At 67.7% G+C, this 25,599-nt stretch carries 30 protein-coding genes; 22 read left to right on the forward strand and 8 right to left on the reverse strand.

What is annotated here, in order from left to right:
* Positions 1–178 precede the first annotated feature (178 nt).
* Both ACXJLH_RS11190 and ACXJLH_RS11195 read left to right on the forward strand, forming a co-directional pair.
* Positions 179–844 carry a type 1 glutamine amidotransferase domain-containing protein gene (locus ACXJLH_RS11190; protein WP_457444086.1) on the forward strand — a complete coding sequence of 222 codons (666 nt, stop codon included), beginning with the start codon at positions 179–181 and terminating at the stop codon, positions 842–844.
* Positions 841–1,314 carry a hypothetical protein gene (locus ACXJLH_RS11195; protein ID WP_457444088.1) on the forward strand — a complete coding sequence of 158 codons (474 nt, stop codon included), beginning with the start codon at positions 841–843 and terminating at the stop codon, positions 1,312–1,314. The genes ACXJLH_RS11190 and ACXJLH_RS11195 overlap by 4 nt, the downstream gene beginning before the upstream one ends.
* A 259-nt stretch (positions 1,315–1,573) precedes the next feature.
* On the opposite strand, the gene ACXJLH_RS11200 is transcribed toward ACXJLH_RS11195, so the two are convergent.
* Positions 1,574–1,807 (reverse strand): hypothetical protein, encoded by a 234-nt coding sequence (locus tag ACXJLH_RS11200; protein ID WP_457444090.1) that lies wholly within the window; start codon positions 1,805–1,807, stop codon positions 1,574–1,576.
* Positions 1,808–1,815: 8 nt separating this feature from the next.
* Positions 1,816–3,090 carry a hypothetical protein gene (locus ACXJLH_RS11205; RefSeq protein WP_457444092.1) on the reverse strand — a complete coding sequence of 425 codons (1,275 nt, stop codon included), beginning with the start codon at positions 3,088–3,090 and terminating at the stop codon, positions 1,816–1,818.
* A gap of 148 nt (positions 3,091–3,238) precedes the next feature.
* Between ACXJLH_RS11205 and ACXJLH_RS11210 the strand changes: the two genes are divergently transcribed.
* The 12 genes from ACXJLH_RS11210 to ACXJLH_RS11265 all read left to right on the forward strand — a co-directional run bounded on the left by ACXJLH_RS11210 (position 3,239) and on the right by ACXJLH_RS11265 (position 11,985).
* Entirely contained in the window at positions 3,239–4,081 is an 843-nt protein-coding gene (locus ACXJLH_RS11210; RefSeq protein WP_457444094.1) for a hypothetical protein, read from the forward strand.
* A 5-nt stretch (positions 4,082–4,086) separates the two neighbouring features.
* Positions 4,087–4,740, forward strand: coding sequence for a site-2 protease family protein (locus ACXJLH_RS11215; protein ID WP_457444096.1), 654 nt, complete (start codon positions 4,087–4,089; stop codon positions 4,738–4,740).
* Positions 4,741–4,909: 169 nt separating this feature from the next.
* On the forward strand, positions 4,910–5,356 hold the full coding sequence (locus ACXJLH_RS11220) for a hypothetical protein (protein WP_056200374.1): 447 nt from the start codon (positions 4,910–4,912) through the stop codon (positions 5,354–5,356).
* 204 nt (positions 5,357–5,560) lie between these two features.
* On the forward strand, positions 5,561–6,295 hold the full coding sequence (locus ACXJLH_RS11225) for a hemerythrin domain-containing protein (RefSeq protein ID WP_457444098.1): 735 nt from the start codon (positions 5,561–5,563) through the stop codon (positions 6,293–6,295).
* 12 nt (positions 6,296–6,307) lie between these two features.
* On the forward strand, positions 6,308–6,706 hold the full coding sequence (locus tag ACXJLH_RS11230; protein ID WP_457356364.1) for a hypothetical protein: 399 nt from the start codon (positions 6,308–6,310) through the stop codon (positions 6,704–6,706).
* A gap of 120 nt (positions 6,707–6,826) precedes the next feature.
* Positions 6,827–7,498 carry a PAQR family membrane homeostasis protein TrhA gene (gene trhA / locus ACXJLH_RS11235; protein WP_056201287.1) on the forward strand — a complete coding sequence of 224 codons (672 nt, stop codon included), beginning with the start codon at positions 6,827–6,829 and terminating at the stop codon, positions 7,496–7,498.
* Between the two features lie 395 nt (positions 7,499–7,893).
* Positions 7,894–9,486: a hypothetical protein gene (locus ACXJLH_RS11240; protein ID WP_457444100.1), complete on the forward strand. Its 1,593-nt coding sequence runs from the start codon at positions 7,894–7,896 to the stop codon at positions 9,484–9,486.
* A 48-nt stretch (positions 9,487–9,534) separates the two neighbouring features.
* Positions 9,535–9,855 (forward strand): DUF1330 domain-containing protein, encoded by a 321-nt coding sequence (locus ACXJLH_RS11245; protein WP_457356362.1) that lies wholly within the window; start codon positions 9,535–9,537, stop codon positions 9,853–9,855.
* A gap of 274 nt (positions 9,856–10,129) precedes the next feature.
* Positions 10,130–10,342 (forward strand): cold-shock protein, encoded by a 213-nt coding sequence (locus tag ACXJLH_RS11250; RefSeq protein WP_056200393.1) that lies wholly within the window; start codon positions 10,130–10,132, stop codon positions 10,340–10,342.
* A gap of 77 nt (positions 10,343–10,419) precedes the next feature.
* A complete protein-coding gene (locus ACXJLH_RS11255; RefSeq protein WP_082532821.1) occupies positions 10,420–10,635 on the forward strand; it encodes a hypothetical protein in 216 nt (71 codons plus the stop codon).
* Positions 10,636–10,723: 88 nt separating this feature from the next.
* Positions 10,724–10,990 carry a translation initiation factor IF-1 gene (gene infA, locus ACXJLH_RS11260; RefSeq protein ID WP_056200396.1) on the forward strand — a complete coding sequence of 89 codons (267 nt, stop codon included), beginning with the start codon at positions 10,724–10,726 and terminating at the stop codon, positions 10,988–10,990.
* Positions 10,991–11,112: 122 nt separating this feature from the next.
* Entirely contained in the window at positions 11,113–11,985 is an 873-nt protein-coding gene (locus ACXJLH_RS11265) for an alpha/beta hydrolase (RefSeq protein ID WP_457444102.1), read from the forward strand.
* Here the strand turns inward: ACXJLH_RS11265 and ACXJLH_RS11270 are convergent.
* On the reverse strand, positions 11,963–13,087 hold the full coding sequence (locus ACXJLH_RS11270; RefSeq protein ID WP_457444104.1) for a threonine aldolase family protein: 1,125 nt from the start codon (positions 13,085–13,087) through the stop codon (positions 11,963–11,965). The two genes, ACXJLH_RS11265 and ACXJLH_RS11270, sit on opposite strands and share 23 nt — an antisense overlap.
* A gap of 134 nt (positions 13,088–13,221) precedes the next feature.
* Between ACXJLH_RS11270 and ACXJLH_RS11275 the strand changes: the two genes are divergently transcribed.
* The 5 genes from ACXJLH_RS11275 (at position 13,222) to ACXJLH_RS11295 (ending at position 18,295) form a co-directional block, all read left to right on the forward strand.
* Positions 13,222–13,896 carry a DUF3348 family protein gene (locus tag ACXJLH_RS11275; RefSeq protein ID WP_457444106.1) on the forward strand — a complete coding sequence of 225 codons (675 nt, stop codon included), beginning with the start codon at positions 13,222–13,224 and terminating at the stop codon, positions 13,894–13,896.
* On the forward strand, positions 13,896–16,409 hold the full coding sequence (locus tag ACXJLH_RS11280; RefSeq protein ID WP_457444108.1) for a hypothetical protein: 2,514 nt from the start codon (positions 13,896–13,898) through the stop codon (positions 16,407–16,409). The genes ACXJLH_RS11275 and ACXJLH_RS11280 overlap by 1 nt, the downstream gene beginning before the upstream one ends.
* Positions 16,402–17,055 (forward strand): OmpA family protein, encoded by a 654-nt coding sequence (locus ACXJLH_RS11285; RefSeq protein ID WP_457444110.1) that lies wholly within the window; start codon positions 16,402–16,404, stop codon positions 17,053–17,055. The genes ACXJLH_RS11280 and ACXJLH_RS11285 overlap by 8 nt, the downstream gene beginning before the upstream one ends.
* On the forward strand, positions 17,055–17,567 hold the full coding sequence (locus ACXJLH_RS11290; RefSeq protein ID WP_457444111.1) for a DUF2894 domain-containing protein: 513 nt from the start codon (positions 17,055–17,057) through the stop codon (positions 17,565–17,567). The genes ACXJLH_RS11285 and ACXJLH_RS11290 overlap by 1 nt, the downstream gene beginning before the upstream one ends.
* An 83-nt stretch (positions 17,568–17,650) precedes the next feature.
* Positions 17,651–18,295, forward strand: coding sequence for a glutathione S-transferase family protein (locus ACXJLH_RS11295; RefSeq protein WP_457444113.1), 645 nt, complete (start codon positions 17,651–17,653; stop codon positions 18,293–18,295).
* Between the two features lie 167 nt (positions 18,296–18,462).
* Here the strand turns inward: ACXJLH_RS11295 and ACXJLH_RS11300 are convergent, their stop codons facing one another.
* From ACXJLH_RS11300 to ACXJLH_RS11320, 5 genes are all read right to left on the reverse strand, one after another.
* Positions 18,463–18,972 carry a DUF1993 domain-containing protein gene (locus ACXJLH_RS11300; protein WP_457444115.1) on the reverse strand — a complete coding sequence of 170 codons (510 nt, stop codon included), beginning with the start codon at positions 18,970–18,972 and terminating at the stop codon, positions 18,463–18,465.
* Between the two features lie 287 nt (positions 18,973–19,259).
* Positions 19,260–19,661: a pentapeptide repeat-containing protein gene (locus ACXJLH_RS11305; protein ID WP_457444117.1), complete on the reverse strand. Its 402-nt coding sequence runs from the start codon at positions 19,659–19,661 to the stop codon at positions 19,260–19,262.
* A gap of 90 nt (positions 19,662–19,751) precedes the next feature.
* A complete protein-coding gene (locus tag ACXJLH_RS11310; RefSeq protein ID WP_457389799.1) occupies positions 19,752–20,453 on the reverse strand; it encodes a creatininase family protein in 702 nt (233 codons plus the stop codon).
* The gene (locus ACXJLH_RS11315; protein ID WP_457444118.1) at positions 20,450–22,024 is read right to left on the reverse strand and encodes an ABC transporter substrate-binding protein; all 1,575 of its coding nucleotides are present in this window, start codon (positions 22,022–22,024) and stop codon (positions 20,450–20,452) included. Before ACXJLH_RS11315 ends, ACXJLH_RS11310 begins: the two co-directional genes overlap by 4 nt.
* Positions 22,021–22,431 (reverse strand): GNAT family N-acetyltransferase, encoded by a 411-nt coding sequence (locus ACXJLH_RS11320; RefSeq protein WP_457444120.1) that lies wholly within the window; start codon positions 22,429–22,431, stop codon positions 22,021–22,023. Before ACXJLH_RS11320 ends, ACXJLH_RS11315 begins: the two co-directional genes overlap by 4 nt.
* Before the next feature lie 128 nt (positions 22,432–22,559).
* Here ACXJLH_RS11320 and ACXJLH_RS11325 point away from each other — a divergent pair, with 128 nt between their 5' ends.
* The 3 genes from ACXJLH_RS11325 to ACXJLH_RS11335 are packed head-to-tail and all read left to right on the forward strand — an operon-like array spanning position 22,560 to position 25,386.
* Positions 22,560–23,477: an N-acetylmuramoyl-L-alanine amidase gene (locus ACXJLH_RS11325; RefSeq protein WP_457444122.1), complete on the forward strand. Its 918-nt coding sequence runs from the start codon at positions 22,560–22,562 to the stop codon at positions 23,475–23,477.
* Positions 23,477–24,490, forward strand: coding sequence for an ABC transporter permease (locus ACXJLH_RS11330; RefSeq protein ID WP_457444124.1), 1,014 nt, complete (start codon positions 23,477–23,479; stop codon positions 24,488–24,490). The genes ACXJLH_RS11325 and ACXJLH_RS11330 overlap by 1 nt, the downstream gene beginning before the upstream one ends.
* Positions 24,490–25,386, forward strand: a complete 897-nt coding sequence (locus ACXJLH_RS11335) for an ABC transporter permease subunit (protein ID WP_457444126.1) — start codon at positions 24,490–24,492, stop codon at positions 25,384–25,386. The genes ACXJLH_RS11330 and ACXJLH_RS11335 overlap by 1 nt, the downstream gene beginning before the upstream one ends.
* Positions 25,387–25,599 lie beyond the last annotated feature (213 nt).

Below are 25,599 nucleotides of genomic sequence, written 5' to 3' on the forward strand. Positions count from 1 at the left end.
GAACGCGCTGCTCGGGCCGCAGATGGTGCTGCACACCCAGCGCTGACGGCCCGCGTCGCGAGCCGACGGAAGAAGCGAGCGCTTTCAGGCGTGCGCGCGGTCGCGAGCGGCATTGCCGCCTACAAGGCCCGAGCTGACAGCAACCTAGATTGGCGCGTAGCCACTTTGAAGACCATCCATGCGCGCCCTTTTCGTCACCACCAGTGCCACACAACTCTCGCCTGAGCATCAGACCGGCCTGTGGCTGGAGGAGTTCGCCGTGCCCTACCTGGCTGCCATCGAGGCCGGCATCGCCGTCACGGTCGCATCGCCCCGGGGCGGCCCCGTGCCGCTGGACCCCAAGACGGAACCGAGCGACAAGCAGCGCAAGGAATGGGCCATGCCGCTGGAAGCGCTGGGGCACAGCGTGACGCTGGCGTCCGTGCAGGGCGAGACCTTCGACGCCGTGTTCATCCCCGGTGGCCACGGCCCGATGATGGACCTGGCCAAGGACGCCACCTTGCACACGCTGGTAGCGCGGCACGACGCGGCCGGCAAGGTGATTGCGGCCGTCTGCCACGGCCCGGCCGCGCTGGTGCACGCAAGGCGCGCCGACGGCCAGCCTTTCTTCCAGGGCCGCCGCGCCACCGGCTTCACCAACGCCGAAGAATTCCTGGCGCGGTTGAAGGCCGTCGTCCCCTTCCTGCTGGAAGACGAGATGAAGGCCAGCGGTGCTGATTTCCATTCCGCGCTGCTGCCCCTGCTGAGCCACGTGGAAGAGGACGGCAATCTGATCACCGGCCAGAACCCGAATTCGAGCGAAGCGGTGGGCAAGGCGCTGGTTGCGGCGATGTCGGGGCGGTGACTCGCGGGCGGTGCCGACGCGGCGCGCCATGTGGTCTGCGCCAGGATGAACGGATTCGCGTCCGGCGGGACCGTGTTCTTCTGAGCACAGCGGCGCCCGGTGCGTTTGCTGCTGCTCCCGGGTCGCCCGGCTTTAGATTTAAGACCATCGCCCGCACGGCGGTCTATGGTGCGCTGACTTGGCAGCCCACCAGCGGCTGGCGCACCGGGCTGGAGGCACGGGCGCTAAGCAAGGCCTACGTCAACGATCTGAATAGCGACGCCGCCCCCGGCTACGCGGCGCTGGCCGCCTATGTCGGCTACCAGCTCAGCCTCGGCCCCTGGGATTTCGGCGCCTTACTGCGCGTGGACAACCTGACGGGCCGCCGCTACGCGGGCTCGGTCATCGTGAACGATGGAAATGGGCGGTTCTTCGAGCCGGCGCCGGGGCGGACTTGGCTGGCTAGCGCGAACGCGAGCTATCGCTTCTGATCGGGTGTAGGGGTCGGCGGCTCCGGCGAGGGCCTGGGCGTGCTGACCGACGGCGACAGATGCAATCGCAAGCAGACCAACTTCCTGCTAGCAACGCTGTGGCAGTGGGCTAAACATTTGAGACCTGACCCCGAACTTGCGAACTTGGGTACCGAAACAAAAACCCGCTAGGCAGTTGTACCGCCAAGCGGGTTTCTCAACTTGGGGCGAGGCTACGGTTGGAGGCGAAACCGAGTGTGGCGGTGAGCCGTCTAACCGCTCATCGCGTCGCAAGCTTGCGCAATGTCACCCGATCATCGGCTCGCGTATCTTGAAAGTCCCTTCTAGCCAAGCGCGCCAGCGGGCTGCACTCTGGGCTTGCATCGGTTGCGCGCTTGTCGGCAGCAAACGTCTGATGGATCTTGGTACGTTGCGGCCCTTGCGCTTCTGCGATCTCTGACAAGGTCGCCACCGTCCTTCGGCGCGACGCCAGGAACTGCTCCAGCTTGTCCATGACTTCCCCTATTCAAACGAGCGGTTGAGCCGCGCCGCGTAACGCATGTTGAGTGAGGCGTCGAAGTAGTGCTTTCGCTTGATCCACACCAAACCCTCCTCCTTCGAGATGGCGCACACGTCAATTGGCCCGCCGACAGTCTCTGACGACGAGGTTACGCGCTCCTTGAGCGACTCGAGTCCTAGAAGTGACTCTGCCAAGTGTGCCATTTCCTGAACGCTAAGGCTCTGCAAAACACTCAGCAGAGGATAAAAATTGTTTTCCCAATTCACTCGCGTCCAATCTTTCATGAAGGCGCTGTGACACTCGTCTGGCAACGTGTTCAGCAGGTCGACAGGAATATCAACACCGGCAGCCACAAGTTTGTCAAAAACTGACTGGATAGATTTCTTGCTTTCTGAAGCGATGACGTCCTTCAGCGATTGGTCGAAGCCCTCAGCAAACACATCCATCATGGAGGTTTTTGCGAGGGGTTTAATCATTGCGATACCGGTGTGCGTGACCTCGAACTTATCTACATGCTCGTAGTAGAGGTCGTCTCCAACGTGTCCATACACAAGAAGTTGCTCATAGGACGGAAAAATCTGATCTTCGCCATATCCAGCGACCACCAAGCCCGTGCTTGAGGTAAATGCAGCTGCCGGCGCCTTGTATCGAATGAGATGAGCAAGCTCAGCGAGTTCAGGTGCAGTAAATGCCTCGAGAATAGATTCAGAGTCGAGCTGTCCCTGTACTCGTTGCGCCCAAGGGTCAAGATCACCCAGGAGGGCTTCTAGTGCAGCTTCGTTGAGGATCGGCTTAACTGGCAAACCATCGAGCCATGTTTTCAAATCTGTAGACTGCTCTGCCCAAAGAGTTCGGCGGTCTGCCAGAGGCAAAGTCTCATCTTTGATACGCGGATCTTTTGCGACTGCATGCGCAGCTACCGAGCGGACGGCATCATCAAATTGAGACGGAACACAGCCCTGCCGGTGAGCTTCGGGAAAGAGCTTGTTGTTGCCACTGAGATAGGTCAGCAGCGCCGCAACATATTCAGAAACCCGCGAAAAGGTTCCGTCTTGAAGATGAGTACGAAAGAGCTTGAGTGCGAGCTCCCACGGAACCCTGTCCAGGCTCGCCGTGTCGTAGATTGCGGCGGCAATCGAACCTCGCCTATTTAATTCAAATATTTTATTGGCGGTCTTGGAATATCGTGGATGATCCCCTGCATATGAAGTGGTCACCGCACTATCAGCACCAATAACGACCGCCCGTTTGTTCAAAATCAAAACTTCGCTTGTCATTCTGGATCCCTCGCTTCAGCAATTGTGACCACCCGCGAACATCGTTGCAGCGTGGTTAATACCCGGTCTGGGGCGCCACGGCAACCGAACGAGCCTCAAGTTCGCGAGTTCGGGGTCACGGGGTCAGATCTCAAATTTAAAGTCCAGCATGGCAACTGATCTGAGCACCACGCTGCAACGCGCAGCCGCCGACCTCCCGCTCCTGATCCCCGCGCTTCGTCAGCACGCTGCCCGCGCGCGCGACACCCAGGTCTACACCTCCCCCGCCGCCTTCGAAGCCTTCATCCGCGGCGGTGGCAATGTGCCGCTGTATGAGCGCGTCAGCGCAGAGCTGGCGAGCCACTGCACGCCCGACGTGCGCTCGCTGCTGGACATCGGCTGCGGCGACGGCCATGCCCTCTTCCCCGCACTGGCCGCCGCTCACCCGCACGCGCTGGAGCGCCTGTCCCTCGTGGAGCCCGCGAGCGCGCTGCTGACCAGTGCAGTGGCGCGAGCCCACGCTGAGCAGCTCACACTGCCCCTGCAGGCGCTGAACGAGGGCCTCGGCGCCTTCGCCGCCAGGCTCGGGCCTGACGACAGCAACCATCATTGGGACCTCGCCCAAGCCACCTTCGCGCTGCAGGCCATTCCCGAGCCCGAACGCTGGGCCGGCCTGGCGCGGCTGCGCGCCCACGTGAAGCGGCTGGTGATCGTGGAGTTCGACATTCCCGACCTGCAGCGCGGCTCGGACGCCTACGTGGCCTCGCTCGCGCAGCGCTACGAACGCGCCTTGGGCGAGTACGAAGGCGCTACGCGCGAGCTGGTCGCGCAGGGCTTCCTGATCCCGATGTTCCTCGGCCAGCTCGACGCGCAGACGGCCGCGACGAACTGGGAGCACCCGGCGCCGGTTTGGCGCGAGAAGCTCGAAGCCCTGGGCTGGCGCGTGACGCGCCTGGCCCACATCAGCGACTACTTCTGGGCCCCGGCCTTCGTGCTGGCGGCCGAGGCCTGAACCTGATGCTGAATCTCTTCCTGGCCATCGCCGCCGTCACGGCACTTCACCTCCTGACCATGGCCGCCATGGGCCATGCCGTCGGCGCGCAGCTTCTACGGATTTCCTACGGCTTCGGGCCGGCGCTGTTCACGACTGGCCTCTTTGAAATTCGGGCCCTGCCCATCGGAGGTTCGGTGCGCTTCCTGCATTCCGTCGAGGACCGGCTGTCTGAAGAGGAATGGCCCAGGGCGCTCGACCGCCTTTCGGTGCCTGCGCAATTGCTCGTTGTGCTGTCCGGCTGCGCGCTGTTGCTGGGGCTGGCCGTCGCGCTTCAGGGACGCGCGGGTATCGACGCCTTCCTGGCCTTGCCGGCCCAATGGCTTACCGGTGTGATTTCGCCGCTGGGCGACGCGCAAGCACTGCTGCAACGGATCGCTGCCTTCGCTGAATCGGCGCCGTTCGCGGTCATCCTCGCGTTATTGGCGGCCAAGGTCGCAGCGTTGAACCTGCTGCCTCTGCCGTACTTGAATGGCGGCGCGGCATTGGCCGTGCTGGGGCGGCGCCTGGGCTTGGCCCGCTGGTGGCCGGCCGCCGCTACGCGCGCGGCGGTGTTCGCGTGGATGGCGGTGCTTGTCTTGTGGCTGGTTGCGCTGGGCGGCTTCATCCTCGGCGCTTGACGATCAAGCTCGCCGCCCTTCCACCCCCCCGGGCATCCTGAAGGTGAAGGACGCTTCGCGCCCCCCCATCGCCGCCCGCCCACCGCAAACGGGTCAGCAGGCGCACAGTGCGCCGGCGCACCACCGCGCGAACGCAGTCACCGGCGTCGACAGGTGAGGAGGCATTCAAATGAACTACGCAAAGCACATGCTGACGGGGCTGTTGGCGGCAGGTTTGATGATGGTTGGCACTGCGGCATCCGCCCAGGACTCCAGCTATAAGCCGGGCACGGTGTGGAACTTCTCCCATATCAAGGTCGAGCCCGGGCAGTTCGAGAACTACATGGACTTCCTGGCCAAGACCTGGAAGAAGTCCAACGAGTTCGGCAAGAAGGAGGGCTACATCGTGTCGTACCACGTGTTCTCGGTGAACAACGCTCGCGAGGGCGAGCCCGACCTGATCCTGGCCATCGAGTCCAAGGACTATCTGACGACGGCGCAGCAGCTGGAAGTGCAGAAGAAGTACGAGGCCTTCATGGCCATGGACCAGCACAAGATGGACGCGGCCTCCGGCGAGCGCAAGGTGATGCGCAAGCTGGCGGGCGGCATGGAGCTGCAGGAGCTGGTGCTGAAGTAAGGCAGCCCGCCCATTCAGCTGTGCCAGCATGCCCTCCGGCACGGCTGGATGGAAAAAATACCAATATCCACGAGCACTTAGCAAACTCTTAAGGTTCGGCTAGCAAGCATTTAGCGGCGCGCCGCCGCCCCGATTCCTACAGTGACTGCACGGTTCGATGCCAGGCGCAGCGAGCCATTCGACACACCACCCAGGGAATCCGAGATGCACACCTCACTGCAAGAAATCCTCGCCGTTCACGGCACGGCCACGGCGCCGCGCTTTGACATCTACGCCAGCATTCACAAGGGCCTTCGGCTGATGCTGGCCGACCTGGTCACCAGCGCCGGGTGCGTCGACCCGGGCGACCCGGCGTCGCTGCAGCAGCTGGCCGGCAAGGTCGAAGCGGCGGCGGATTTCTGCGCGTCGCACCTGAAGCACGAGAACGCCTTCGTGCACCCCGCGCTGGAACGCGCGCAGCCGGGCACCAGCCAGCGCATCGCGACCGAGCATGTAGAGCATGAGCGCGACATCGAGGCGCTGCGCACCCATGCCCGCGCGCTGGCCGGTTGCCCGCCGCAGGACTGCGCCGCCGCCTGCCGGGCGCTGTACCACGCAGTGAGCCTGTTCGCGGCCCACAACCTGGCGCACATGCACCTGGAGGAGACCGAACACAACGCGGTGCTGTGGGCGCATCTGGACGATGCCGGCATCATGGCCATCCACGGCCAGATCCTGGCCGCGCTGTCGCCCGCCGAGATGATGGCCTCGCTGCGCTGGATGCTGCCGGCCCTGGCGCCGGCGGAGCGCTTGGGGCTGCTGGGGGGCATGCGGGCCAACGCGCCGGCGCCGGTGTTTGGCGCGGTGCTGGCCATGGCGCGCGAGCAGCTCAACGACGACGACTGGGCTGCGCTGGCGCGCGGCCTGGGCCTGCCGGTTGCACCTGGCCTGGCGGCCTGACGGAGGCCCATGATGAACAACAACAAACGCTATGGCGCCTGGTGGCTTCGCATGGCTGCGCTCTACCTCGTGGTGGGCGTGTCACTGGGCAATTACATGGGCGCAACGCACGACTTCGGGTTGCGCTCGGTGCATGCCCACGTCAACCTGCTGGGCTGGGCGAGCATGCTGGGCTTCGGCCTGGTGGTGCAGCAGTTGGCCGACACGCTGAGCCCGCGGCTGGTGGCGCTGCAGTTCTGGCTGCACCAGCTGGCGCTGCCGGTGATGCTGTCGGCGCTGGCGGCGCTGATGCGCGGCGTGACGGCGGCCGAGCCGCTGGTGGGGCTGGGCTCGGTGGTAGTGGGCGTGGCGGTGCTGGCCTTTGCCGCCAACGTCTGGCGCGGCACCGGCGCCAAGCTCAGGGCGGCATGAGCGTTTGATGCGGGTCAAACGCGGTGCTCGTGCTTTTTCAACCCCCTCAAACCTTGGGTCGGAACCGTCATGCCACGCTGGCATGCTTGGCTCATCGCTCAGCAGTACGAGACGACCCTTATGTTGCACACCGCCCCCACCCCCGACCGCGACCAGACCCTCGGTGAAGAGATCGCCAACGCCATCAGCCACGGCCTGGGCGTGGTGCTGGCCATCGCGGCGCTGCCCATCCTGGTGATCCGCGCGATGAACCATGGCGGCACAGCCGATGTGGTGGCCGCGGCGATCTTCGCGGCCACGATGATCCTGCTGTACGGCATCTCGACGCTGTATCACGCCCTGCCGAACAGCCTGTGGCAGGGCCGCGCCAAGGCGGTGCTGCTGCGGCTGGACCACGCGGCCATCTACGTCTTCATTGCCGGCAGCTACACGCCCTTCACGCTGGGCGTGCTGCACACCGGGCCGGGCGTGACGCTGTTGATCGCCGTCTGGGCGGCGGCGGCGTTCGGCGTGGCGATCAAGCTGCTGAACCGGCTCAAGCACCGCTTCGTGTCCACGGGCCTGTACCTGGCCATGGGCTGGGTGGTGGTGTTCGCGGCCGGGCCGCTGGTGAACAGCCTGCCGGCCGCGGGCCTCACGCTGCTGATCGCCGGCGGCCTGAGCTACACGCTGGGGGCGTTCGTCTTCCTGCTGGACAACCGGGTGCGCTACTCGCACTTCGTCTGGCACCTGTTCGTGCTGGGCGGCAGCGCCTGCCACTTCTTCGCGGCGCTGTTCTACGCCTACACCTAGACTGCGCGCGAGCCATCGGGCGCGATCAGGCACGACAAACTGAAGTGCCCGCCGGAGGCGGACTCAGGGAGATAACAAGCATGTCGATTCCAGACCCGTGCCCGGCGCCGCCGGCGCGCTTGGCCGGTCGTTGGCGCCTGGGCATGGGCGCCACTGCCATGGCGGCCGCCTTGTCCGCCTGCGGCGGGGGCGGAGGTTCTGCACCCGCGCCTGCGCCCACACCTGCACCTGCGCCTGCGCCCACACCCGCACCTGCACCCGCGCCTGCACCTGCCCCCTCACCGGCACCTGCGCCCGCCCCAGCTCCAACGCCTGCACCGGCACCCGCCCCAGCACCCGCCCCAGCGCCTGCCCCGGCACCCGCCCCGGCTCCAGCACCCGCGGCCTTCGAGCCCGTGCCCGCGACATCGGCGGCCAGCTACATCTGGCAGCGCAACTTCGGCGGCAACCCGCTGGCGTCGGCCAGCGGCACGACGATGAACATGTTCGACGCGGCCGAGCCGGTGCTGACGCAGTACACGTGGATGAACCAGTTCGCCACGGGTGGCGGCATCTTCTGGATCGGCCCGCAGCCGCAGAGCGGGCTCTTCCTCGGCACGACTGCGCCGGCGCTGAAGCTGCAGGTTGGGCTGGTGCCGCACGCCATCTGGCCGATGGCGTCCAGCTCCGTGGGCACGCTGGATTCGCCCAACTGCCGCCCCAGCAATGGCGCCTACGTGGTGCACGACGTGGCCTATGCGGCCGATGGCAGCTTGAGCAGTCTGGCCGCGGATTTCACGGCCGGATGCTCGCTGGGCTATGCCGCCTACGTGAGCGGCGCCATCCGCTACCGGTCGGCCGTGGCCGCGGCGCTGGACCGCAGCTTCGCCGTGGCCGGCGCGGACCGCACGCTGAACGAGGGCGAATCCCTGCGCCTGGACGGCTCGCTCTCCTGGAACCCTGCCAGCAGGTTGCGCTCCATCGAATGGACCCAGCTGTCGGGGCCGAGCTTCGACCTGTCTAACTGCCGGCTGGGCATCTGCGACACCTACACGCCGCTGGTGGCAAAGGGCGGCGCTCAGGCGAAGTTCAGGTTGACGGCGGTCTCGGAGTCCGGCAAGTCGGCGACGGCCGATCTGATCATCAGCGTGCGCAGCTGGCAGGACACGCAGTCGCGGGCCGACATCTGGGGCAGCGGCCACGTCTCGAGCGGTAGCGACTTGCGCATGTCGGAATCGGATGGCGTGTTCGATGTCCCGGTCAAGGGCGGGACCGAGGCCATCTTTGCCGACCAGACGGCGGAGCGCATTCGCTGGGTGTTCAACCCCAACGGCAATGCTGCCTATGACAGCATGGAGCTGGTGCTGTCGAACACGGCCGGACTTGCGCTCACGCCGGGCAGCTATGCCGGCAACCTGCGGGCCGGCTTCGAGCCGGGGGCCGGCCCGGCAGCCAGCGCCAGCTATGCCGGCCACATGTGCAACTCCTCCGAATGGGAAGCCCTGGTGGCCGAGATGGACCGCGACCCCACCCAGCTGACGACAGTGAACCGTGGCGCCGTCACGCTGCACATTGGCTGCACCGAGGGCGGTGGCGAGCTGCAAGGCAGCTATCTGCGGCTGTGGCTCCGCTACACGCCAATGTCGCCGCCGGTGGTCAGGGTCACTGCGCCCACCACGGCCACGGCCGGCCAGGCCGTGATGATCCAGGACGCGGGCAGCACCACCGCGAACGGTGGCGAATGGCTGCGGACATGCAAGCAGATCTATGGGCAGGCCAGCGCCAGCATCGAATTCCTCGCCAACGGTGCCTGCAAGGTCACGCCATCGGCCAGCACGCCCAACAACAGCAAGGTCGTCGTGGCCTACGAAGTGCTGGACGGCAAGGGCCAGTCGGGCGTGGCCCTCGCCGAACTCTTGGTAACCGGCGGCCCCGCGGCGGCGGCGCAGCTTGGGGGCAAGCCCGCGTTCCAGGCGGCGACGCAACCCGCCCGGCGGACGGCGCGATGACGCGTCACACTGGGGCCTGACCCGAACTTCAGCTGGAGTGCCCCCCCCATGCCCAAGGCTTACTGGATCGCCCGCGTCGACGTCAACGACCCCGAGCAATACAAGCTCTACGTGCAGCGCAACGACGCGGTGTTCGCCAAGTTCGGCGGCCGCTTTCTCGTGCGCGCCGGCCAGTTCGAGAACCCTGAGGGCAGCAGCCGCGGTCGCAATGTGGTGATCGAGTTCCCGAGCTACGAGGTGGCGCTGGCCTGCTATCACTCGCCGGAGTACGCGCCCCAGATCACGCTGCGCCAGGCCGCGGCCGAGGCAGACATCGTCATCGTCGAGGGCTATGACGGGCCGCAGCCGGGTGAACCGGTGAGCGATTAAAGGCTGCAACCGTGACCTAACGACGCCGCACGCAGGTTGCTGCGCCGGTGTCCTACAAGGGCTTTGGGGCGGCGTGGTACATTCGCCGCATAGATTCGCACAAGACCGTTTCCTCAAGGTCTTATCTGCAGCCCCGCTGGCCACCCCCTGGCCCTTCTTGCGAGCGGCTCGCTTCAGCAACTCCCCGGTGAGTGTTCTTGAGTGTTTCTGTCTCCGCACGGCATGACGCCGACGGAGTATTTTTTCCATCTATACATTCCAAAAAGGAAACACCATGACTACAGAAACCGGCACCGTGAAATGGTTCGACGACGGCAAGGGCTTCGGCTTCATCACGCCTGACAACGGCGGCAAGGATCTCTTCGCCCACCACAGCGAAATCAAGAACGCTGGCGGCTTCCGCTCGCTGGCCGAAGGTGCCAAGGTGTCGTTTGAATCGACCCAAGGTGCCAAGGGCCCGCAAGCCTCGAACATCCGCACGCTGTAATTTGTGCAAGGGCGCCTTGGGCGCCCAACCGCCGCCGGCAAAGACCGGCGCGGGAGCCCCACAAAAAGAAGAACAACATGAACAATAACAATATCGAGGTGGGACGCTTTTTGGTTTCACCCATGACCCAAGCCCGCGAGGGCGGCGGTTTCGACGCCCTGGTGTCGATCCGCTCCGGTCGCGGCATGGCCAGCGTGGATCGCATCATGCGTTTCACGCCACAGTTCATCAGCCCGCAGGCAGCATTGCACTACGCGCGGAATGAAGGCCTTGCCTGGGCGCGCTGCCATTGAGGAGCGCGCGGCGGTCACCGGCCGCATCAGACGCCGGCACGGCCACGTGCTCGGCCTCCCGTCTAACTTTCGCAACGGAGCCCCACACTTGGCCAAAGAAGAACTGATCGAAATGCAAGGCGTCGTGGATGAAATCCTGCCCGACTCGCGCTTTCGCGTGACGCTGTCGAATGGCCACAAGGTCATCGCCTACACGGGCGGCAAGATGCGCAAGCATCACATCCGCATCCTGGCCGGCGACAACGTGTCGCTGGAGATGTCGCCCTATGACCTGAGCAAGGGCCGCATCACCTTCCGCCACCTGGAGCGTCGCGGCCCGCCGCCGTCCGGTGGTGGCAGCCAGCAGCGCCGCTGAGCCCTCGCGGCTCAAACCCCGCTCAAACCCCGAATCGGCCGCCATGGCATGCCTGGCGGCCGTTTCCATTGGTGCGCTTGCAACATCCAAGCTCGCGCCCACCGCGTAGGCTCTGCGTTCCCATGTTGAAAGCCGCCCTCTTCCTGCTCGGCGCCCTGCTGTTGGCGGGGGTGCTGGTGGCCTACGCGCCGGTGAAGGCGCTGAACGTGCTTGCGCCCGTCCACACGCACACGCGCACGGCCGGCCTGGCCTACGGGCCGGGGCCGCGCCAGCAGCTGGACGTGTACCAGCCGGCCCGCGCGGCGCCGCGTGAGGGCTGGCCGGTGGTGGTGTTCTTCTACGGCGGCGCCTGGAACCGCGGCAAGCGCGGCGACTACGCCTTCGTCGGCGAGGCGCTGGCCTCGCGCGGCATCCTGACGCTGGTGGCCGACTACCGCCTCTATCCGGAGGTGCGTTACCCCGACTTCCTGCGCGACAGCGCCGCAGCGCTGGCCTGGAGCCTGAGCCACGCCGCGGGCCTGGGCGGCAACCCGCGGCGGGTCTTCGTCATGGGCCACAGCGCCGGCGCCTACAACGCCGCCATGCTGGCACTGGACGCACGCTGGTTGAAGCCCACCGGCCACACGCCGCGCGAGCTGGCCGGCTTCATCGGCCTGGCCGGGCCCTACGACTTCCTGCCCATCGAGAACCCCGACGCGAAGCCGGTGTTCTTCCACCCTGACTACCCGCCCGGCACCCAACCGCTGGAACACGCCAGCAAGGCCGCGCCGCGCAGCTTCCTGGGTGCGGCAAGAGACGACTCACTGGTCAACCCGCAACGCAGCACCCAGGGCCTGGCGACGCGGCTGAAAACCTTCGGCGTGCCGGTGACGGTGAAGTTCTACGACCGCGTCGGCCACACGACGCTGATTGCCGCCTTCGGTGCGCCGCTGCGCTGGCTGGCACCCGTGCTGGAAGACGTGACAGGTTTCGTCAACAGCCCGCCTGAGCGCTGAGCACCGCCCGCCGCAGCGCGGCCAGGGCCTCATGGTCGGTCCAGCTGTCGGCCGCATCGCCGATGACGACCTCCACCATCGCGCCACCCGCCAGCACATGCGAGGCCACGGCCCGCGCGCCGAGCCAGAAGCCGTCGCGCCGAGCCACCTCCAGCAGGCCTTCGCGCAACGCTTCGGGTGCCACCGGCAGGTGCAACTGGAAGGCATTGACCTGCGGCTTCCCGGGCGCCACGCGCCAGCCAGGTTCGGCCGCCAGCAAGGCGGCCAGCGCCTGCGCGCGCTCGCGGTAGGCGGGCATGCGCGGCAGCTGCGTGCGCAGGCCCTGCAGCGCGCTCAGCACGTAGGGGTGAACGGTGAACAGGTTGCCCGCCAGGCGGGTCTGCCAGGGTGCGATCTGGGCGATGAAATCCTCACTGCCGGCCAGCACGCAGCCGGCCAGGCCGCCCAGGCCTTTGTAGAAGGACACGTAGACCGAATCCGCCAGCGCGGCGATCTCGGCCAGCGGCCGGCCGTAGTGGGCCGAAGCCTCCCAGAGCCGCGCGCCGTCGAAATGCAGCGGCACGCCGGCCGCGCGGCACCAGGCGCTGATGGCCATGAGTTCGTCCCATTCGGGCAGGCGGTAGCCGGCCCGGCGCAGCGGCAGTTCGACCACAACGACCGCCGGCTGGCCGGGCAGCGAAGCCAGTTGCGCGGTGCCGAAGGGCTCGTCCGTCATGCCGATGCGCAGGCCGCGCAAGCCCAGCAGCTTCTCGAAGGCCTCGGCCTCGTCGATGGCGATATGGCTTTGCGGGTGCAGCGCCACCGGGCCGTTGCCCTCACCGCAGTGCACGCGCAGCGCCGCAAGCTGGGCGGCCACGCCCTTGTGCATGAAGCGCGCGGCCGGCTTGCCGAGCAGGGCGGCCACCTCGGCCTCCAGCGCCTGGATGGCCTGACCCTGGCCGTAGACGTCCAGCGGCAACTCGGCTTCGGGCAGTTCGGCCAGCGCCAGCAGGGACTCGCGCATGGACAGCGGCGGGCGGTGGCCATTGAGCCAGCGGGTGCAGCGCTTGCGCAGTTCGGTGTCGGCGTTGAGGGTGGTGTTGGAGTAGCTGGCAGAGGGCATGGCCGGGAGTGTCGCCTGCCTCTCCAAGCCGACGCTGGCGACAACGCCGCGCCGGGCGGGAATGCCCTTTTGATCGGGGTTCACTAAACTCTCGCCCTTTTTCCTCGCGCGCGCCGCACAGGCGCGCCAGCCCCATGCAAGCCCTCTCACCGCAGCCCCTCGCACCCGAGCCCCTGGCCCGGCTGCTGCTGCAATGGGGCGTCGCGCCGGTGGTGGCAGCACCCGTGGCCGAGCGCCTGGGCGGCTGGCTGGGTTGGGCCGAGGCCATCGGCCTGTCCCAATTGCTGGCCACAGCGCCTGCAGCCGGCGCCAACGTCGCCGCCCGCCGCGAAGCGGTGGACTGGGCCGACGCCGCACTGGCCCGCCTGCAGGAAGAGCTGACCGCCGCCTTCGACGACGCCCTGCTGGCGCGCGAATCCGCCGAATCCGCGCCAGAAGGCGTGCCGCTGGCCGACCTGCTGGCGCCCTACCGCCTGCACCACGCCCAGCAGCAGCGCAGCATGGCCGCGCGCGTGGCCACACTGCGCGAGCGCCTGCGCCCCCGGCTGGCCGAAGCCTCGGGGGCGCTGGCCCGGCTGGCGCAGCTGGATGCGGTGTTCGAACGCGCCATCGTCGCGCAGGAGCGCCCGCTGCTGGCCAGCCTGCCCGCGCTGCTGACGAAACGCGCGACAGATCACCACGCCACCGACCCGCGCCGCTGGCGCACCCGCTTCTGGGCCGACCTGCAGCGCGCGCTGCGCGCCGAGCTGGACCTGAGATTGCAACCGGTGCAGGGGCTCATTGAAGCCCTGCATCAAGCTGAATCCTGATGAACCGCTTCCTGAACGCCCTCTATTCCCTCGCCCTGGCCGCCGGCCTCGCGGGCATTGCCGGCGCCGCGCTGGCCGCCGCCCGCCACCACCCGGTGGCGCTGGCAATGACGCTGCTGATCGCGGCCTTCTTTGCCATCGGCATCTGGGAGCTGACTGCCTTTCGCCGCGTCAGCCGCGAACTGGATGCCGCGCTGGACGCCGAGCCGAAAGAGGGTTGGGTCGCGACATTGCCCGCCACCGTGCGCGCCAGCGTGCAGCAGCGCCTGGAAGGCCTGCGCGTGGCCCTGCCCGGCCTGGCACTCGCGCCGGCACTGGCCGGCCTGCTGGTGCTGCTGGGCATGCTGGGCACCTTCATCGGCCTGGTCATCACATTGAGCAGCACGGCCAGTGCCCTGGGCCAGACGGCCGACCTGGCCGCACTGCGCACCGCACTGGGCGCGCCGGTGCAGGGCCTGGGCCTGGCCTTCAGCGCCAGCGTGGCCGGCGTGACGGGCTCGGCCATGCTGGGCCTGATGGTCGCGCTGGCAAGGCGCGAACGCGCGGCCGTGTCGGGCCAGCTCGACACCGCCCTGCTCGGCAAGCTGCGCCCGCTGACCGCCGCGCACCGCCGCGCACTGGAGCAGCAGGCCGCCGAAGCTGCCGCGGCTGAAGCAGCGCAGCAGCGTCAGCTTGAACTCGTCGCCCAGTTGCAGCGGTACGCCCAGCAGATGGCCGACCAGCTCGCCGCGCAGAACGACCGCTTCCATGGCGAGACGAGTAAGGCCTACACCGCCCTGGCCGCCAGCGTGGACACGACGCTGCGCGGCAGCCTGGCCGAGAGCGCCCGCCTGGCCGGCGCCGCCATCCAGCCCGCCGCCGAGGCCGCAATGGCCGGCATCGCCCGCGAGGCCGCCGCCCTGCATGAGCGCGTGGGCACGCAGGTGGCCGGCCAGCTCGGCGCGCTGAGCAGCCGCTTCGAAGCCGGCGTGGCGCAGATCGCCCAGCAGGGCGAGGCCACGGCCAAGGCACAGGCGGAGGGCCTCGCCCAGCAGCGCGAGGCCGCGCTGAAGCTGCTGGCCGACACGAGCGCCGCCACGCAGCAGGCGGTGGATCGCTTGGGTGAACGCTGGGCCGCGCAGGCGCAAGACCTGTTGGCCGCACAGGCACAAGCCGACACCGCCCGCGCCGCCGCGCTGGGCCGCCAGATTGACGCGCTGGCGGAGCAACGCGCCGCTGCCCAACAGGCCATCGCCGACACCGCCGAGCGCTTTGCCGCACAGACGCAGACGCTGCTGGACCGCGTGGCCGAGGCGCAGGCCCGGCAGCAGGCCCTGCAAGCCGAGCTGGACACCCAGCGCCGCGCCGAGTCCCAGGCCGACGCCGAGGCGCTCGCACAGCAGCGCGCCGCCAACGAGCAGTTGCTGGCCGCCCAGCGCGAGGCCGCGCAACAGCTGCTGGCCGACAGCGGCGAGCGCGCCCAGAACGCGCTGACCGCGCTGACCACTGGCTTCGCCGCGCAGACCAAGGACCTGCTGGACCGCATCGCCGACACGCAGACCCGCCACACGGCGCTGCAGGCCGAACTGGACAGCCAACGCCGCGCCGAGGCCCGCGCCGACGCCGAGGCCCTGGCCCGGCAACGCACCGCCAACGAACAGCTGCTGGTCGCCCAGCGCGAAGCCGCGCAGCGACTGCTGGCCGCCAGCGGCGAACGTGCCCAGAGCGCCTTGACCGAGCTGACCGCCGGCTTTGCTGCGCAGACACAGGCCGCCGTCACCACGCTGGCCGAGGCACACACGCAGCTGCAATCGGCCCATGCCGCGCACGATGCTGAGCGCCTGACCGCATGGCGCACCGAACTGCAGTCGGCCGGCGCCACGCAGTTGGCCCAGCAGCAGCAACTGGCCGATGGCCTGCTGCGGCACACCCGCGAACTGGTCGCGCAGACCGAAGCCCAGGCCAAGACCACGCTGAGCGAAGCCGGCGCGTTGCTGCAGGCCGCCGGCGAAGCCCCACGCGCAGCCGTCGAAGTGGTGGCCGCGCTGCGCGAGCAATTGGCACAGAGCCAGGCCCAGGACCGCACAGCCCTGGCCGAACGCGCCGAACTGATGCAGACCGTCTCGACGCTGCTGGCCTCGCTGCAGCAGGCCGCTGGTGAACAGCGCGCTGCCATCGATGCCTTGGTGGGCAGCTCCGCCACCCAGCTCGAAGCCCTGGGCCAGCGCTTCACCGCGCAGGCCGACGCCACCGGCGAGAAGCTGGCCGAAGCCGCGACGACCTTGGCCGCCAGCGCCGCCGAAATGGGCAGCCTGGGCGAAGGCTTTGGCGCGGCGGTGGAGCAGTTCCAGGGCGCCAATGCCCAGTTGGTGCAGCACCTGGCCGCGCTGGAAGAGCGCCTGGCCGGCGCGATGACGCGCAGCGACGAGCAGCTGAGCTATTACGTGGCCCAGGCGCGCGAGGTCATCGACCTTTGCCTCGGCTCACAGAAGCAGGTGCTGGACGCGCTGCAGGGAGCCGCCGCGAATGGATGAGCCGCTGGAGATCGAGCAGGAAGGTGTCGGCACGCCCGCCTGGGCGGCGTTCGGCGACCTGATGGCCGGCGTGCTGGGTGCCTTCGTGCTGGTGCTGGCGGCGGCGCTGGTGGGCCAGTTGGATCTCGCCAACCAGCTCAAGGCCGAGGTGGAGCAGCGCCAGGCCGAGCAGGCGCGCCGCGAAGCGCTCGAGCGTGCGCTGGCCGGCCCGCTGGCCGACGGCCGCATCACGCTGGTCGAGGGCCGCATCGGCATCAGCGGCGCGGTGCTGTTCGCCATCGGCTCGGACCAGTTGCACGCCGACGGCCGCGCGCTGATCAAGAGCCTGGCGGTGCCCCTGCGCACCTATCTCGCGCAGCGCGACGAGATCCTGATGGTCAGCGGCTTCACCGATGACCGCGGCATGCTCACCGGCAAGGGCGCGCCGAAGTTCAATGACAACTGGGAGCTGTCGGCCCAGCGTGCATTGACCGTGACGCGCACGCTGATGGCCGAGGGGCTGCCGCCGGACGCGGTGTTTGCCGCTGCCTTCGGGCCCCAGCAGCCGGTGGCGTCCAACGACGACGCGGCGGGCCGGGCGCTGAACCGCCGCGTCGAGATCGCACCCACGCCGCGGCCCAAGCGGGCGGCGGCATCGGCCCCGTGATGGACGACCCCGTCGCCTGGGTGCAAGCCCGGGCCGAAGCCGATCCCGTGCGCCGGCGCGTGCTGGAAGCGCTGGCGCGGCGAGCCTCTGCGCTGGCGCCGGGCGCGCTGCGCGAACGGCTGGTTGCGCGGCTGGTGCAGCGCGCCGAGGCTGAGCCGGTCGTGCTGCCGACTCGGCGGACTGCGAACGCCGCAAGCCCACTGACCGAACTTGTCGCCCAGTTGCAGGCCGGCCCCGAGCTGCGCAATGTGCAGGTCCACCGCCGCACCTGGAGCGCGCTGCGCCTGACACGCCGCATGGCCGAGGTCAGCGCACCGGTGCCCGAGCACCTGGGACCGCTGAACAGCCAGGTGCTGGTCTCCCGTGCACTGCAGCAGTTGCAGGCCCTGTCGCCCGACTACCTGCAGCGCCTGCTGACCCAGATCGATGCACTGGCCGCGCTGGCACCGCTGCAGGTTGCCGCCGAAAGCGATGCCAGGCCGGCCCGCAAGCCCGCCGCTCGGCGGCGTTGACGCGCACAGCAGTTCGCTGCTGACAGGATCTGACAGGGCTCGGGCGCGAAGATGACAACGCTGCCAACCCTCCAGCCTGCCGCATGACGCCCATCCTCTACTTCTCCCGCAACCCCAACCCACGCCTGGCCGTCGCGGCGGCGAAGTATTTGGCCGCGCCGGTCACCTACGAGTTCGCCGCGCCGTTGGCCCCCGGCCAGGCAGACAACTACCGCCATTTCAACCCCTCGCTGCGCCTGCCCATCCTTGTCGAGGCCGACGGCAGCTCACTGTTCGAGGCGGATGCCATCGCCTGCCGGCTGTCGCAGATGGTGGGCTCAGAGTTCTGGCGCACTGGGCCTGAGCTGCCGGACATGATCCGCTGGGTCAGCTGGAGCCGCGACAACTTCATGCATGCCTGCGACATGGTGCACTTCGAGCGCGGTACCAAGCAGCGCTACAAGCTGGGCGCGCTGGACGAAGACCTGGTGACGCGAGGCACCGAGCGCTTCCACGCGACGGCGTCCATCCTGGAGGCGCACTTGAGCAAGCAGGACTGGCTGCTGGCCAGCGGCCTGTCCTACGCCGACTTCCGCATGGGCGTCTTCCTGCCCTACAACGACGTAGCTCGGCTGCCGCTGAGCGACTACCCGGCGGTGGCGGCCTGGCATGCAAGACTGATGGCGCTGCCGGCCTGGGCCGATCCGTTCGAGGGGCTGAGCGCGCCGGAGTTGCCGCCTGTGGCTTAGGCTCGATGCGGTTCAGCTAAGGCAGTTGCCGACCCTGAAGCGACATTCGCAGCTCTGAATTGATAGCTCCAAAGCAGTCGCTCGCGCCCCTGCTTGTCAATCAGCTACGGCAACTGGATGGTCGAAGGACCGCGAGCTCACTCGGCGCTCGCAGCATCGAACGCCAGTCAATACACGCCCATGTAGTCACGCTTGCCGATGGCGATCCCGTTGTGGCGCAGGATGGCATAAGCAGTGGTGACATGAAAGAAGAACTGCGGCAGGCCGTAGTTGGCCAGATAGGTTTGACCGATCAGCCGCTTCTCCTTTGGTGTACCGGGACGCAAGATGATCTCTCTGCTTTCGCTGCCTTCGAACTGCACTGCGCTCAGGCCATCCAGAAAACTCACCGTCTGGGCTAATAGGACGTCAAGATCAGCAAAGCTCTTCTCTTGTCCCTCCTGGGTGGGGGCCTCGACACCCGCCAGGCGTGCCGATACTCCACGCGCAAAGTCGGCTGCGATCTGCACCTGCTTGGCCAACGCAAACATGTCCGGATACAGGCGCGCCTGCAGCAAGGCGTCGGACTCAATCGAGTGGGCCGAGGCGTGCGTACTCGCCTGCGCCAGTACGGCTTTCAGCGCCACCAGCATTTGCTTGAAGACGGGAACGGCGAAGGTATACATCGGACTGGTCATGGTCGTTCCTTGGTAGAAGTGAAGCTAGACGGCGGCGGCATTCGAGGGGCGCCTCACCGGGTTGGAAGCCCAGTTGCTGCGCCAACGGCAAAGGCCGGACGACGCAATTCAGTGTAAGGACGCGCTAAGGGGCTCGTCAGTGCGAACGCGCGGTAGGCGGCGGCTGACCGAGATCCACCGCGGACGTCGGACTTCTGGCAGTCCGTCTCGTCCGGCAAATCTACGGGATCGAGATCGGGTTCGCGTGAACCCGCTGGCGACGGCGGCTTCTGGCCGATCACCGACGCCTACTTGCGCCGCTTGCCTTCGGCGGCGAACTGACGAGGCAAGCCCTCGCAACCTGTCTGCTCGCAGTCGTGCCAGGAGCACTCATCGAACCTGCAGTTTGCATCGAGGTTGTCCTTCGCAAACTTGCAGTTCACAAAGCGGCACTTGACGAAGAGACACCCAGCGAAGGCTGATCCTCGAAAGACGCAGTTGGTGAATTCCACTTCAACGAACTTGGCAGTGTTGAAAAGCCCCCAATACCAGGACGAGTTGTTGACTCTGCAACTGCTCAGAACGCCTTCGAATGCCGCACCCTCGACGTTGAGATTGGAGAAGGTGCAGTACAGGAAGACATCGTTCTCCCAACCTCTTGGAAGGTCGGACCTGCCGGCGAAATCTGTGCTTTCGTGAAGCGAAGCCATGGCTCAATGGTAGTGACGTAGGTTGCTTGAAAGCAGTCCATCACCGTACCCGCTCCTGGCCGACAGCTGCTCTGACTGAACCGTAGTGCGCTAAGCCCAAGGGCCGTTGATCAGCGCTCGCGTCTCCTCGACGGCAATGCACCACATCTGCAGCACTTCGGCGTCCGGCCTCTCGTAGGCACCGCCGAAGTTGCCGTCGCCCGCCAGCTCGCGCGCCGCATTGGGCGGCAGCACGGCGTAGCGCTGGTAGTCCACCGGCGGCTTGCGTCCCTCGGGCTGAGTGACACCGGCCAAGCGCGTCCACGGCAGGTTCTCCATCCACGACGCGTGGGCGGACTGCGGGTCGATGCCTTTCACATAGGCCAGCGTCTTCGGTGAATTCCACCAGTTGTGGAAGCGCACCCGCGTGCGCGGGTGTGCGGCCATCCACTCAGCCACCGCGGCTGCCACGGGCTGGTTGCCCCCGTGGCCGTTGACGATGAGGATACGCCGAAAGCCTTGGTGGTCGAGGCTGTCGAGCAGGTCGTGGACGACGCGCACCATCGTCTCGACCTTCAACGTGACGGTGCCGGGATAGCTCATGAAGCTCGGCGTGATGCCGAAGGGCAGCACCGGGAAGACCGGCACGCCCAGCGGCTCGGCCGCTTCCACGGCGACACGCTCGGCCAGGATGGCGTCGACCGCGAGGCTGAGATAGGCATGCTGCTCGGTGCAGCCGATGGGCAGCAGGCAGCGGTCGTCGGCCTTGAGGTAGGCCTCGACCTGCATCCAGTTCATGTCCGAAATTTTCATTTCACGTCCACAGCCGAATAGTTGTTGAGGCCAAAGGGGCTGACCTTCATGCCGGTGACGCGCTGGCTCGTCGCAATGGCCGTCGTCGGGTAGGTCAGCGGCACCCAGGGCGCATCGTCGCGATACAGAGCCTGGGCACGGCGGTAAAGAGCGTCGCGCTTGCCCTGATCAGCCACCTCGCGCGCTTCGGCCAGCAGCGCGTCGAAGTCCTTGCGGCACCAGCGCGCCACATTGCTACCGCCGGCCACGGCCGCGCAGGCGAAGTTGGGCGTCAGGAAGTTGTCGGGGTCGCCGTTGTCCGAGGCCCAGGCCAGCAGGGTCGCGTCATGCTCGCCGGCGCGGGTGCGCTTGAGCAGCCCGCCAAACTCCAGCGTGACGATCTCCGCCTTGACACCGATGCGCGCCCAGTCGGCCTGCAGCAATTCGGCCGTCGCCCTGGGATTCGGATTCGTCGCACCGGCGCCGGCGCGTATCCACAGCTTCAGCGCAAAGCCGTTGGCCAGGCCGGCGCGTTGAAGCAGTTCGCGGGCCTTGGCGAGGTCCTGGGGCGCCGGCCCGGCCTTGTCGTCATAGCTCCATTGCGAGGGCGGATAGGGGTTGCTGGCCGGGCTGGCCGCGCCGCCGTAAACGGCTCGAGCGATCGATGCGCGGTCGGTCGCCAGCACCAGGGCCTGGCGCACGCGGCGGTCGTCCAGCGGCTTGCGCTCGACGTTCAGCCCAACAAAGGTCGTGACCAGGCCGGGGCCGGTCAGCAACTGGAGCTTGGGGTTGCCGCGGATCTCCTCCCAGGTCTGGGGCATGGGGTAGAGGGCGATGTCGCATTCACCGGCCTTGAGGCGCTGCAGCCGCGTGGCGGGGTCGGGCGAGATCGAGAAGATCAGCTTGTCCAGCGCCACCTTGCCGCGGAAGTAGCTGGGGTGGGCGTCGTAGCGGACGACGGCGTCCTTCACATGGCTGCGAAAGACGAAAGGGCCCGTGCCGACCGGCTTGAGGTTCATGTCCTCCATGTGGCCAGCGGCCTGCAGCTGCTGTGCGTACTCGGCCGACAGCACGCTGAGAAAACCCATGGCGACATCGGCCAGAAAGGGCGCCTCGGGCCGCGCCAGCTCGATGCGCACGGTGCGCGCGTCCACGGCGCTGACGCTCTTCACCAGCTGGCCAAACTGCATGGCCGTGGCGTAGTACCAGCCCTGGCGCGGCTGGCCATGCCAGGGGTGTTTGGCGTCGATCTGGCGCGTGAAGCTGTAGACCACATCGTCGGCCGCCAGCGGCCGCGTCGGCTTGAACCAGGGCGTGGTGTGGAAGGCCACGCCGGCGCGCAGGTGAAAGGTGTAGGTCTTGCCGTCGGCGCTGAGCTCCCAGCGCTCTGCCAGGGCGGGCACCAGCTTGGTGGTGCCGGGCTCGAACTCGACGAGGCGGTTGTAGAGGGCCTCGGACGACGCATCGGCCGTGGAGTTGGCGTGGAACAGTGAGTAGTCGAAGCCGTCGGGGCTGGCCTCGGTGCAGACGGTGAGGGTTCTGGCAGAGGCCGAAGCGGCCACCAGTGCGAGTGCCGCGAGCAACAGCCTCATGCGGGGCGCTTCCAGGCCATGCCCAGCGTGCGCGGCGCCGTGTGCACAAAGCCGAACTGGGCATAAAGGGCGTCGGCCGGCACGTCGGCCAAGAGGCTGACATAGCCGGTCTCGGGCACGTGCTCGCGCAGCCAGGCGGCGATCTCGGCCATGATGAGCTTGCCCAGGCCCTTGCCCTGGTGCTCGGGCAGCACGGCGATGTCGACGACCTGGAAGGCCGTGCCGCCGTCGCCAATGACGCGGCCCATGCCGACGGGCTCGCCATCGTGCAGGATCTGCACGCCGAACAAGGTGCCGGGCAAGCCACGCGCGGCCGCCTCGGCCGACTTGGGACTGAGGCCGCAGGCGACGCGCAGGTGGCGGTAGGTGTCGGCCGTGGGCGTGGCGTGCAGCGTCGTGTAACTCATGTCACCCATTCAACCATCACCTGCACTCATACCCGCCGCGCCCTCCGACATGGCCCCTGCGGGCTGGCCCCGGGGCCACCGTGTCGAGTGCGCTGCAACAATCCGGGTCTGGCCACGCCCTCTCACGCATGAAGTCCACCTCCCTCGTTGCCGCCACCCTGGCCCTGCTGCTCAGCGCCTGCGCCAGCGTGCCGACGCCCCCCGCCACGCCCTCGGCGCCTGCTGCACCCTCCATGGCCGCAGGCCCTGCCGCCACGGTGCGTGCACCCAACATCGACCGCAGCTACACCTCGCAGAACCAGGACAGCCGCGCCCTCTACATCGTGCTGCACTACACCGTGCTGGACTGGGAGAAGTCGCTGAAGGTGCTGACGACCGGCGGCCAGGTGTCGGCCCACTACCTGGTGCGCGACAACCCGGTGGCCAGCTACGCGCTGGTGGACGAAAACCGCCGCTCCTGGCATGCCGGCGCCAGCTACTGGGCGGGCAACACCAACCTGAACTCGGCCTCCATCGGCATCGAGATCGTCAACGCCGGCTATGTGGACGGCCCCGGCGGCCGCGTCTACGCGCCCTTCCCGCAGGCCCAGGTGGACGAAGTCATCGCCCTGGTGCGCGACATCCAGAAGCGCCATAACGTCAAGCCGGAGCGCATCATCGGCCACGCCGACATCGCCCCGGGGCGCAAGCAGGACCCCGGCCCGCAGTTCCCCTGGAAGCAGCTCGCCGACGCCGGGCTGATCCCTTGGCCGGACGGGCCGCTGGTGACGGTGAAGATGCTGGAGCACGAGGTGGCGCCGCGCGACGTGGCCTGGCTGCAGGAGCGGCTGGCGCGCATCGGCTACAACGTGTCGCGCTCGGGCCAGCTGGACGTGATGACCAAGGAGGTCATTGCCACCTTCCAGATGAAGTACCGGCCACGCGATATCTCCGGCACGCCCGACGCCGAGACGGCCGCGCTGATCGAGGTGGCGTCCACGCCCAGCGCCATGCGCGTGGCGGGTGCGACCAACACCGAGACGCGCCCCTACACGTCGCGTTGGTAATGCTCGCCTTCCTGCTCAAACGCCTGGCCACGCTGGTACCGACGCTGATCGGCATCACCATCGTCGCCTTCGGCCTGATCCGCCTCGTGCCCGGTGACCCCATCGAGGTCATGATGGGCGAGCGCCGCCTGGACCCGGAGACGCACGCGGCCCTGGTCAAGCGCATGGGCCTGGACCAGCCGCTGCCGGTGCAGTACGCGGACTATGTCGGCAAGCTGCTGCACGGCGACCTGGGCCAGAGCCTGGTCAGCCGCGAGCCGGTCAGCAAGGAGTTCGCAGCGCTGTTCCCGGCGACCGTCGAGCTGGCCACGGCGGCGCTGATCTTTGCCGTGGGCTTCGGGCTGCTGCTGGGCGTCAGCGCGGGGCTCAAGCGGGGCTCGCTGCTGGACCAGGGCGTCATGGGCACTGCCACCATCGGCTATTCGATGCCAGTGTTCTGGTGGGGGCTGATCCTCATCATGTTCTTCTCGGTCAACCTCGGCTGGACGCCGGTGTCGGGCCGCATCGGCATCGAGTTCGACCCCGAGCGTGTGACCGGCTTCATGCTGATCGATTCGTGGCTGAGCAGCGAGGAAGGCGCCTTCAAATCCGCGCTGATGCACCTGATCCTGCCGGCCCTGGTGCTGGGCACCAGCACGCTGGCCGTCGTGGCGCGCATGACGCGCTCGTCCATGCTGGAAGTGCTGCGCGAGGACTATGTGCGCACGGCGCGCGCCAAGGGCCTGTCGCCCACCCGCGTCGTCGTCGTGCATGCGCTGCGCAATGCGCTGATCCCGGTGCTGACGGTCGTCGGCCTGCAGACCGGCAGCCTGCTCGCCGGCGCCGTGCTGACCGAAACCATCTTCTCGTGGCCCGGCATCGGCAAATGGCTGATCGACTCCATCGGCCGGCGCGATTACCCCGTCGTGCAGGCCGGCATCCTGATCTCCGCCCTGACCTTCATCGGCGTGAACCTGATCGTCGATGTGCTGTATGGCGTGGTGAATCCGCGGATTCGGGGCGGAGGTCACTGATGAGCGCCGTGCTTGAAAGACCCATCGAGCCGCCCGGCCCGCTGCGCGAGTTCTGGCTGGGCTTTGCCGCCAACCGCGGCGCCCTGATCGCCTTGATCGTCTTCGCGGTCATCGCGCTCGCCTCGCTGTTCGCGCCGCTGATCGCCCCCCACGACCCCATAGAGCAATACCGCGATTTCATGCTGACGCCGCCCGTCTGGGCCGAAGGCGGCAACTCGCGCTTCCTGCTGGGCACCGACGAGCTGGGCCGCGACATGCTGAGCCGGCTGCTGCATGGCGGCCGGGTGTCGCTGGGCATCGGCCTCGCCGCCGTCCTCATGTCCCTCATGCCCGGCGTGCTGCTGGGCCTGCTCGCGGCCTTCTTCCAGCGCTGGCTGTCTCCCGCCATCATGCGCGTGATGGACATCGTGCTGGCTCTGCCGGCCCTGCTGCTGGCCATCTGCGTCATCACCATCCTCGGCCCCGGCCTGGTCAACACCGTCATCGCCATCGCCATCGGTGCGCTGCCGGGCTATGTGCGGCTGACGCGCGCCGCGGCCCTGGGCGAGATCGGGCGCGACTATGTGACGGCCAGCCGCGTGGCGGGCGCCCATGTGTGGCGGCTGATGTTCATCACCGTGCTGCCCAACTGCATGGCGCCGCTGATCGTCAATGCGACGCTGAGCTTCTCGTCGGCCATCCTCGAAACCGCCGGCCTGGGCTTCTTGGGGCTGGGCGTGCAGGCGCCAACGCCGGAGTGGGGCACGATGCTGTCGTCCGCGCGGGACTACATCACCCGCGCGCCTTGGGTCGTCACGCTGCCGGGCCTGACCATCCTTGTGTCGGTGCTGGCCATCAACCTGATGGGCGACGGGCTGCGCGATGCGCTGGACCCGAAGTTGAAGAAGGTGGCGTGATGGGCTGGCGCGGAAACGATGTGTTGATGCCTACGCCCAGCCGGGATTTCGCCCCGGCGGGCGACCTACTTTTTGCGCCGCCAAAAAGTAGGCAAAAAGCTCTCCCCTGCAAAACCGCCCCTGTCGGGGTGCCCTGCGATGCTCGAAGCCCGGGGCCGCGCCCAACTCACTTCGCTACGCTCCGTTCAGACAAAGGGGCGCGAAGTCAGAGCT

This window comes from Roseateles sp. P5_E4, from assembly GCF_054049255.1.

What these genes read in the sequence shown, in the direction of transcription:
- ACXJLH_RS11210 (WP_457444094.1), top strand. Translation starts at nt 3,239, where the DNA reads ATGGCAACTGATCTGAGCACCACGCTGCAACGCGCAGCCGCCGACCTC.
- ACXJLH_RS11205 (WP_457444092.1), bottom strand. Translation starts at nt 3,090, where the DNA reads ATGACAAGCGAAGTTTTGATTTTGAACAAACGGGCGGTCGTTATTGGT.
- ACXJLH_RS11300 (WP_457444115.1), bottom strand. Translation starts at nt 18,972, where the DNA reads ATGACCAGTCCGATGTATACCTTCGCCGTTCCCGTCTTCAAGCAAATG.
- ACXJLH_RS11190 (WP_457444086.1), top strand. Translation starts at nt 179, where the DNA reads ATGCGCGCCCTTTTCGTCACCACCAGTGCCACACAACTCTCGCCTGAG.
- ACXJLH_RS11295 (WP_457444113.1), top strand. Translation starts at nt 17,651, where the DNA reads ATGACGCCCATCCTCTACTTCTCCCGCAACCCCAACCCACGCCTGGCC.
- ACXJLH_RS11265 (WP_457444102.1), top strand. Translation starts at nt 11,113, where the DNA reads ATGTTGAAAGCCGCCCTCTTCCTGCTCGGCGCCCTGCTGTTGGCGGGG.
- ACXJLH_RS11305 (WP_457444117.1), bottom strand. Translation starts at nt 19,661, where the DNA reads ATGGCTTCGCTTCACGAAAGCACAGATTTCGCCGGCAGGTCCGACCTT.
- ACXJLH_RS11335 (WP_457444126.1), top strand. Translation starts at nt 24,490, where the DNA reads ATGAGCGCCGTGCTTGAAAGACCCATCGAGCCGCCCGGCCCGCTGCGC.
- ACXJLH_RS11250 (WP_056200393.1), top strand. Translation starts at nt 10,130, where the DNA reads ATGACTACAGAAACCGGCACCGTGAAATGGTTCGACGACGGCAAGGGC.
- trhA (WP_056201287.1), top strand. Translation starts at nt 6,827, where the DNA reads ATGTTGCACACCGCCCCCACCCCCGACCGCGACCAGACCCTCGGTGAA.
- ACXJLH_RS11330 (WP_457444124.1), top strand. Translation starts at nt 23,477, where the DNA reads ATGCTCGCCTTCCTGCTCAAACGCCTGGCCACGCTGGTACCGACGCTG.
- ACXJLH_RS11315 (WP_457444118.1), bottom strand. Translation starts at nt 22,024, where the DNA reads ATGAGGCTGTTGCTCGCGGCACTCGCACTGGTGGCCGCTTCGGCCTCT.
- ACXJLH_RS11285 (WP_457444110.1), top strand. Translation starts at nt 16,402, where the DNA reads ATGGATGAGCCGCTGGAGATCGAGCAGGAAGGTGTCGGCACGCCCGCC.
- ACXJLH_RS11255 (WP_082532821.1), top strand. Translation starts at nt 10,420, where the DNA reads ATGAACAATAACAATATCGAGGTGGGACGCTTTTTGGTTTCACCCATG.
- ACXJLH_RS11215 (WP_457444096.1), top strand. Translation starts at nt 4,087, where the DNA reads ATGCTGAATCTCTTCCTGGCCATCGCCGCCGTCACGGCACTTCACCTC.
- ACXJLH_RS11230 (WP_457356364.1), top strand. Translation starts at nt 6,308, where the DNA reads ATGAACAACAACAAACGCTATGGCGCCTGGTGGCTTCGCATGGCTGCG.
- ACXJLH_RS11290 (WP_457444111.1), top strand. Translation starts at nt 17,055, where the DNA reads ATGGACGACCCCGTCGCCTGGGTGCAAGCCCGGGCCGAAGCCGATCCC.
- ACXJLH_RS11245 (WP_457356362.1), top strand. Translation starts at nt 9,535, where the DNA reads ATGCCCAAGGCTTACTGGATCGCCCGCGTCGACGTCAACGACCCCGAG.
- ACXJLH_RS11270 (WP_457444104.1), bottom strand. Translation starts at nt 13,087, where the DNA reads ATGCCCTCTGCCAGCTACTCCAACACCACCCTCAACGCCGACACCGAA.
- ACXJLH_RS11275 (WP_457444106.1), top strand. Translation starts at nt 13,222, where the DNA reads ATGCAAGCCCTCTCACCGCAGCCCCTCGCACCCGAGCCCCTGGCCCGG.
- ACXJLH_RS11280 (WP_457444108.1), top strand. Translation starts at nt 13,896, where the DNA reads ATGAACCGCTTCCTGAACGCCCTCTATTCCCTCGCCCTGGCCGCCGGC.
- ACXJLH_RS11220 (WP_056200374.1), top strand. Translation starts at nt 4,910, where the DNA reads ATGAACTACGCAAAGCACATGCTGACGGGGCTGTTGGCGGCAGGTTTG.
- ACXJLH_RS11325 (WP_457444122.1), top strand. Translation starts at nt 22,560, where the DNA reads ATGAAGTCCACCTCCCTCGTTGCCGCCACCCTGGCCCTGCTGCTCAGC.
- ACXJLH_RS11225 (WP_457444098.1), top strand. Translation starts at nt 5,561, where the DNA reads ATGCACACCTCACTGCAAGAAATCCTCGCCGTTCACGGCACGGCCACG.
- ACXJLH_RS11320 (WP_457444120.1), bottom strand. Translation starts at nt 22,431, where the DNA reads ATGAGTTACACGACGCTGCACGCCACGCCCACGGCCGACACCTACCGC.
- ACXJLH_RS11200 (WP_457444090.1), bottom strand. Translation starts at nt 1,807, where the DNA reads ATGGACAAGCTGGAGCAGTTCCTGGCGTCGCGCCGAAGGACGGTGGCG.
- ACXJLH_RS11310 (WP_457389799.1), bottom strand. Translation starts at nt 20,453, where the DNA reads ATGAAAATTTCGGACATGAACTGGATGCAGGTCGAGGCCTACCTCAAG.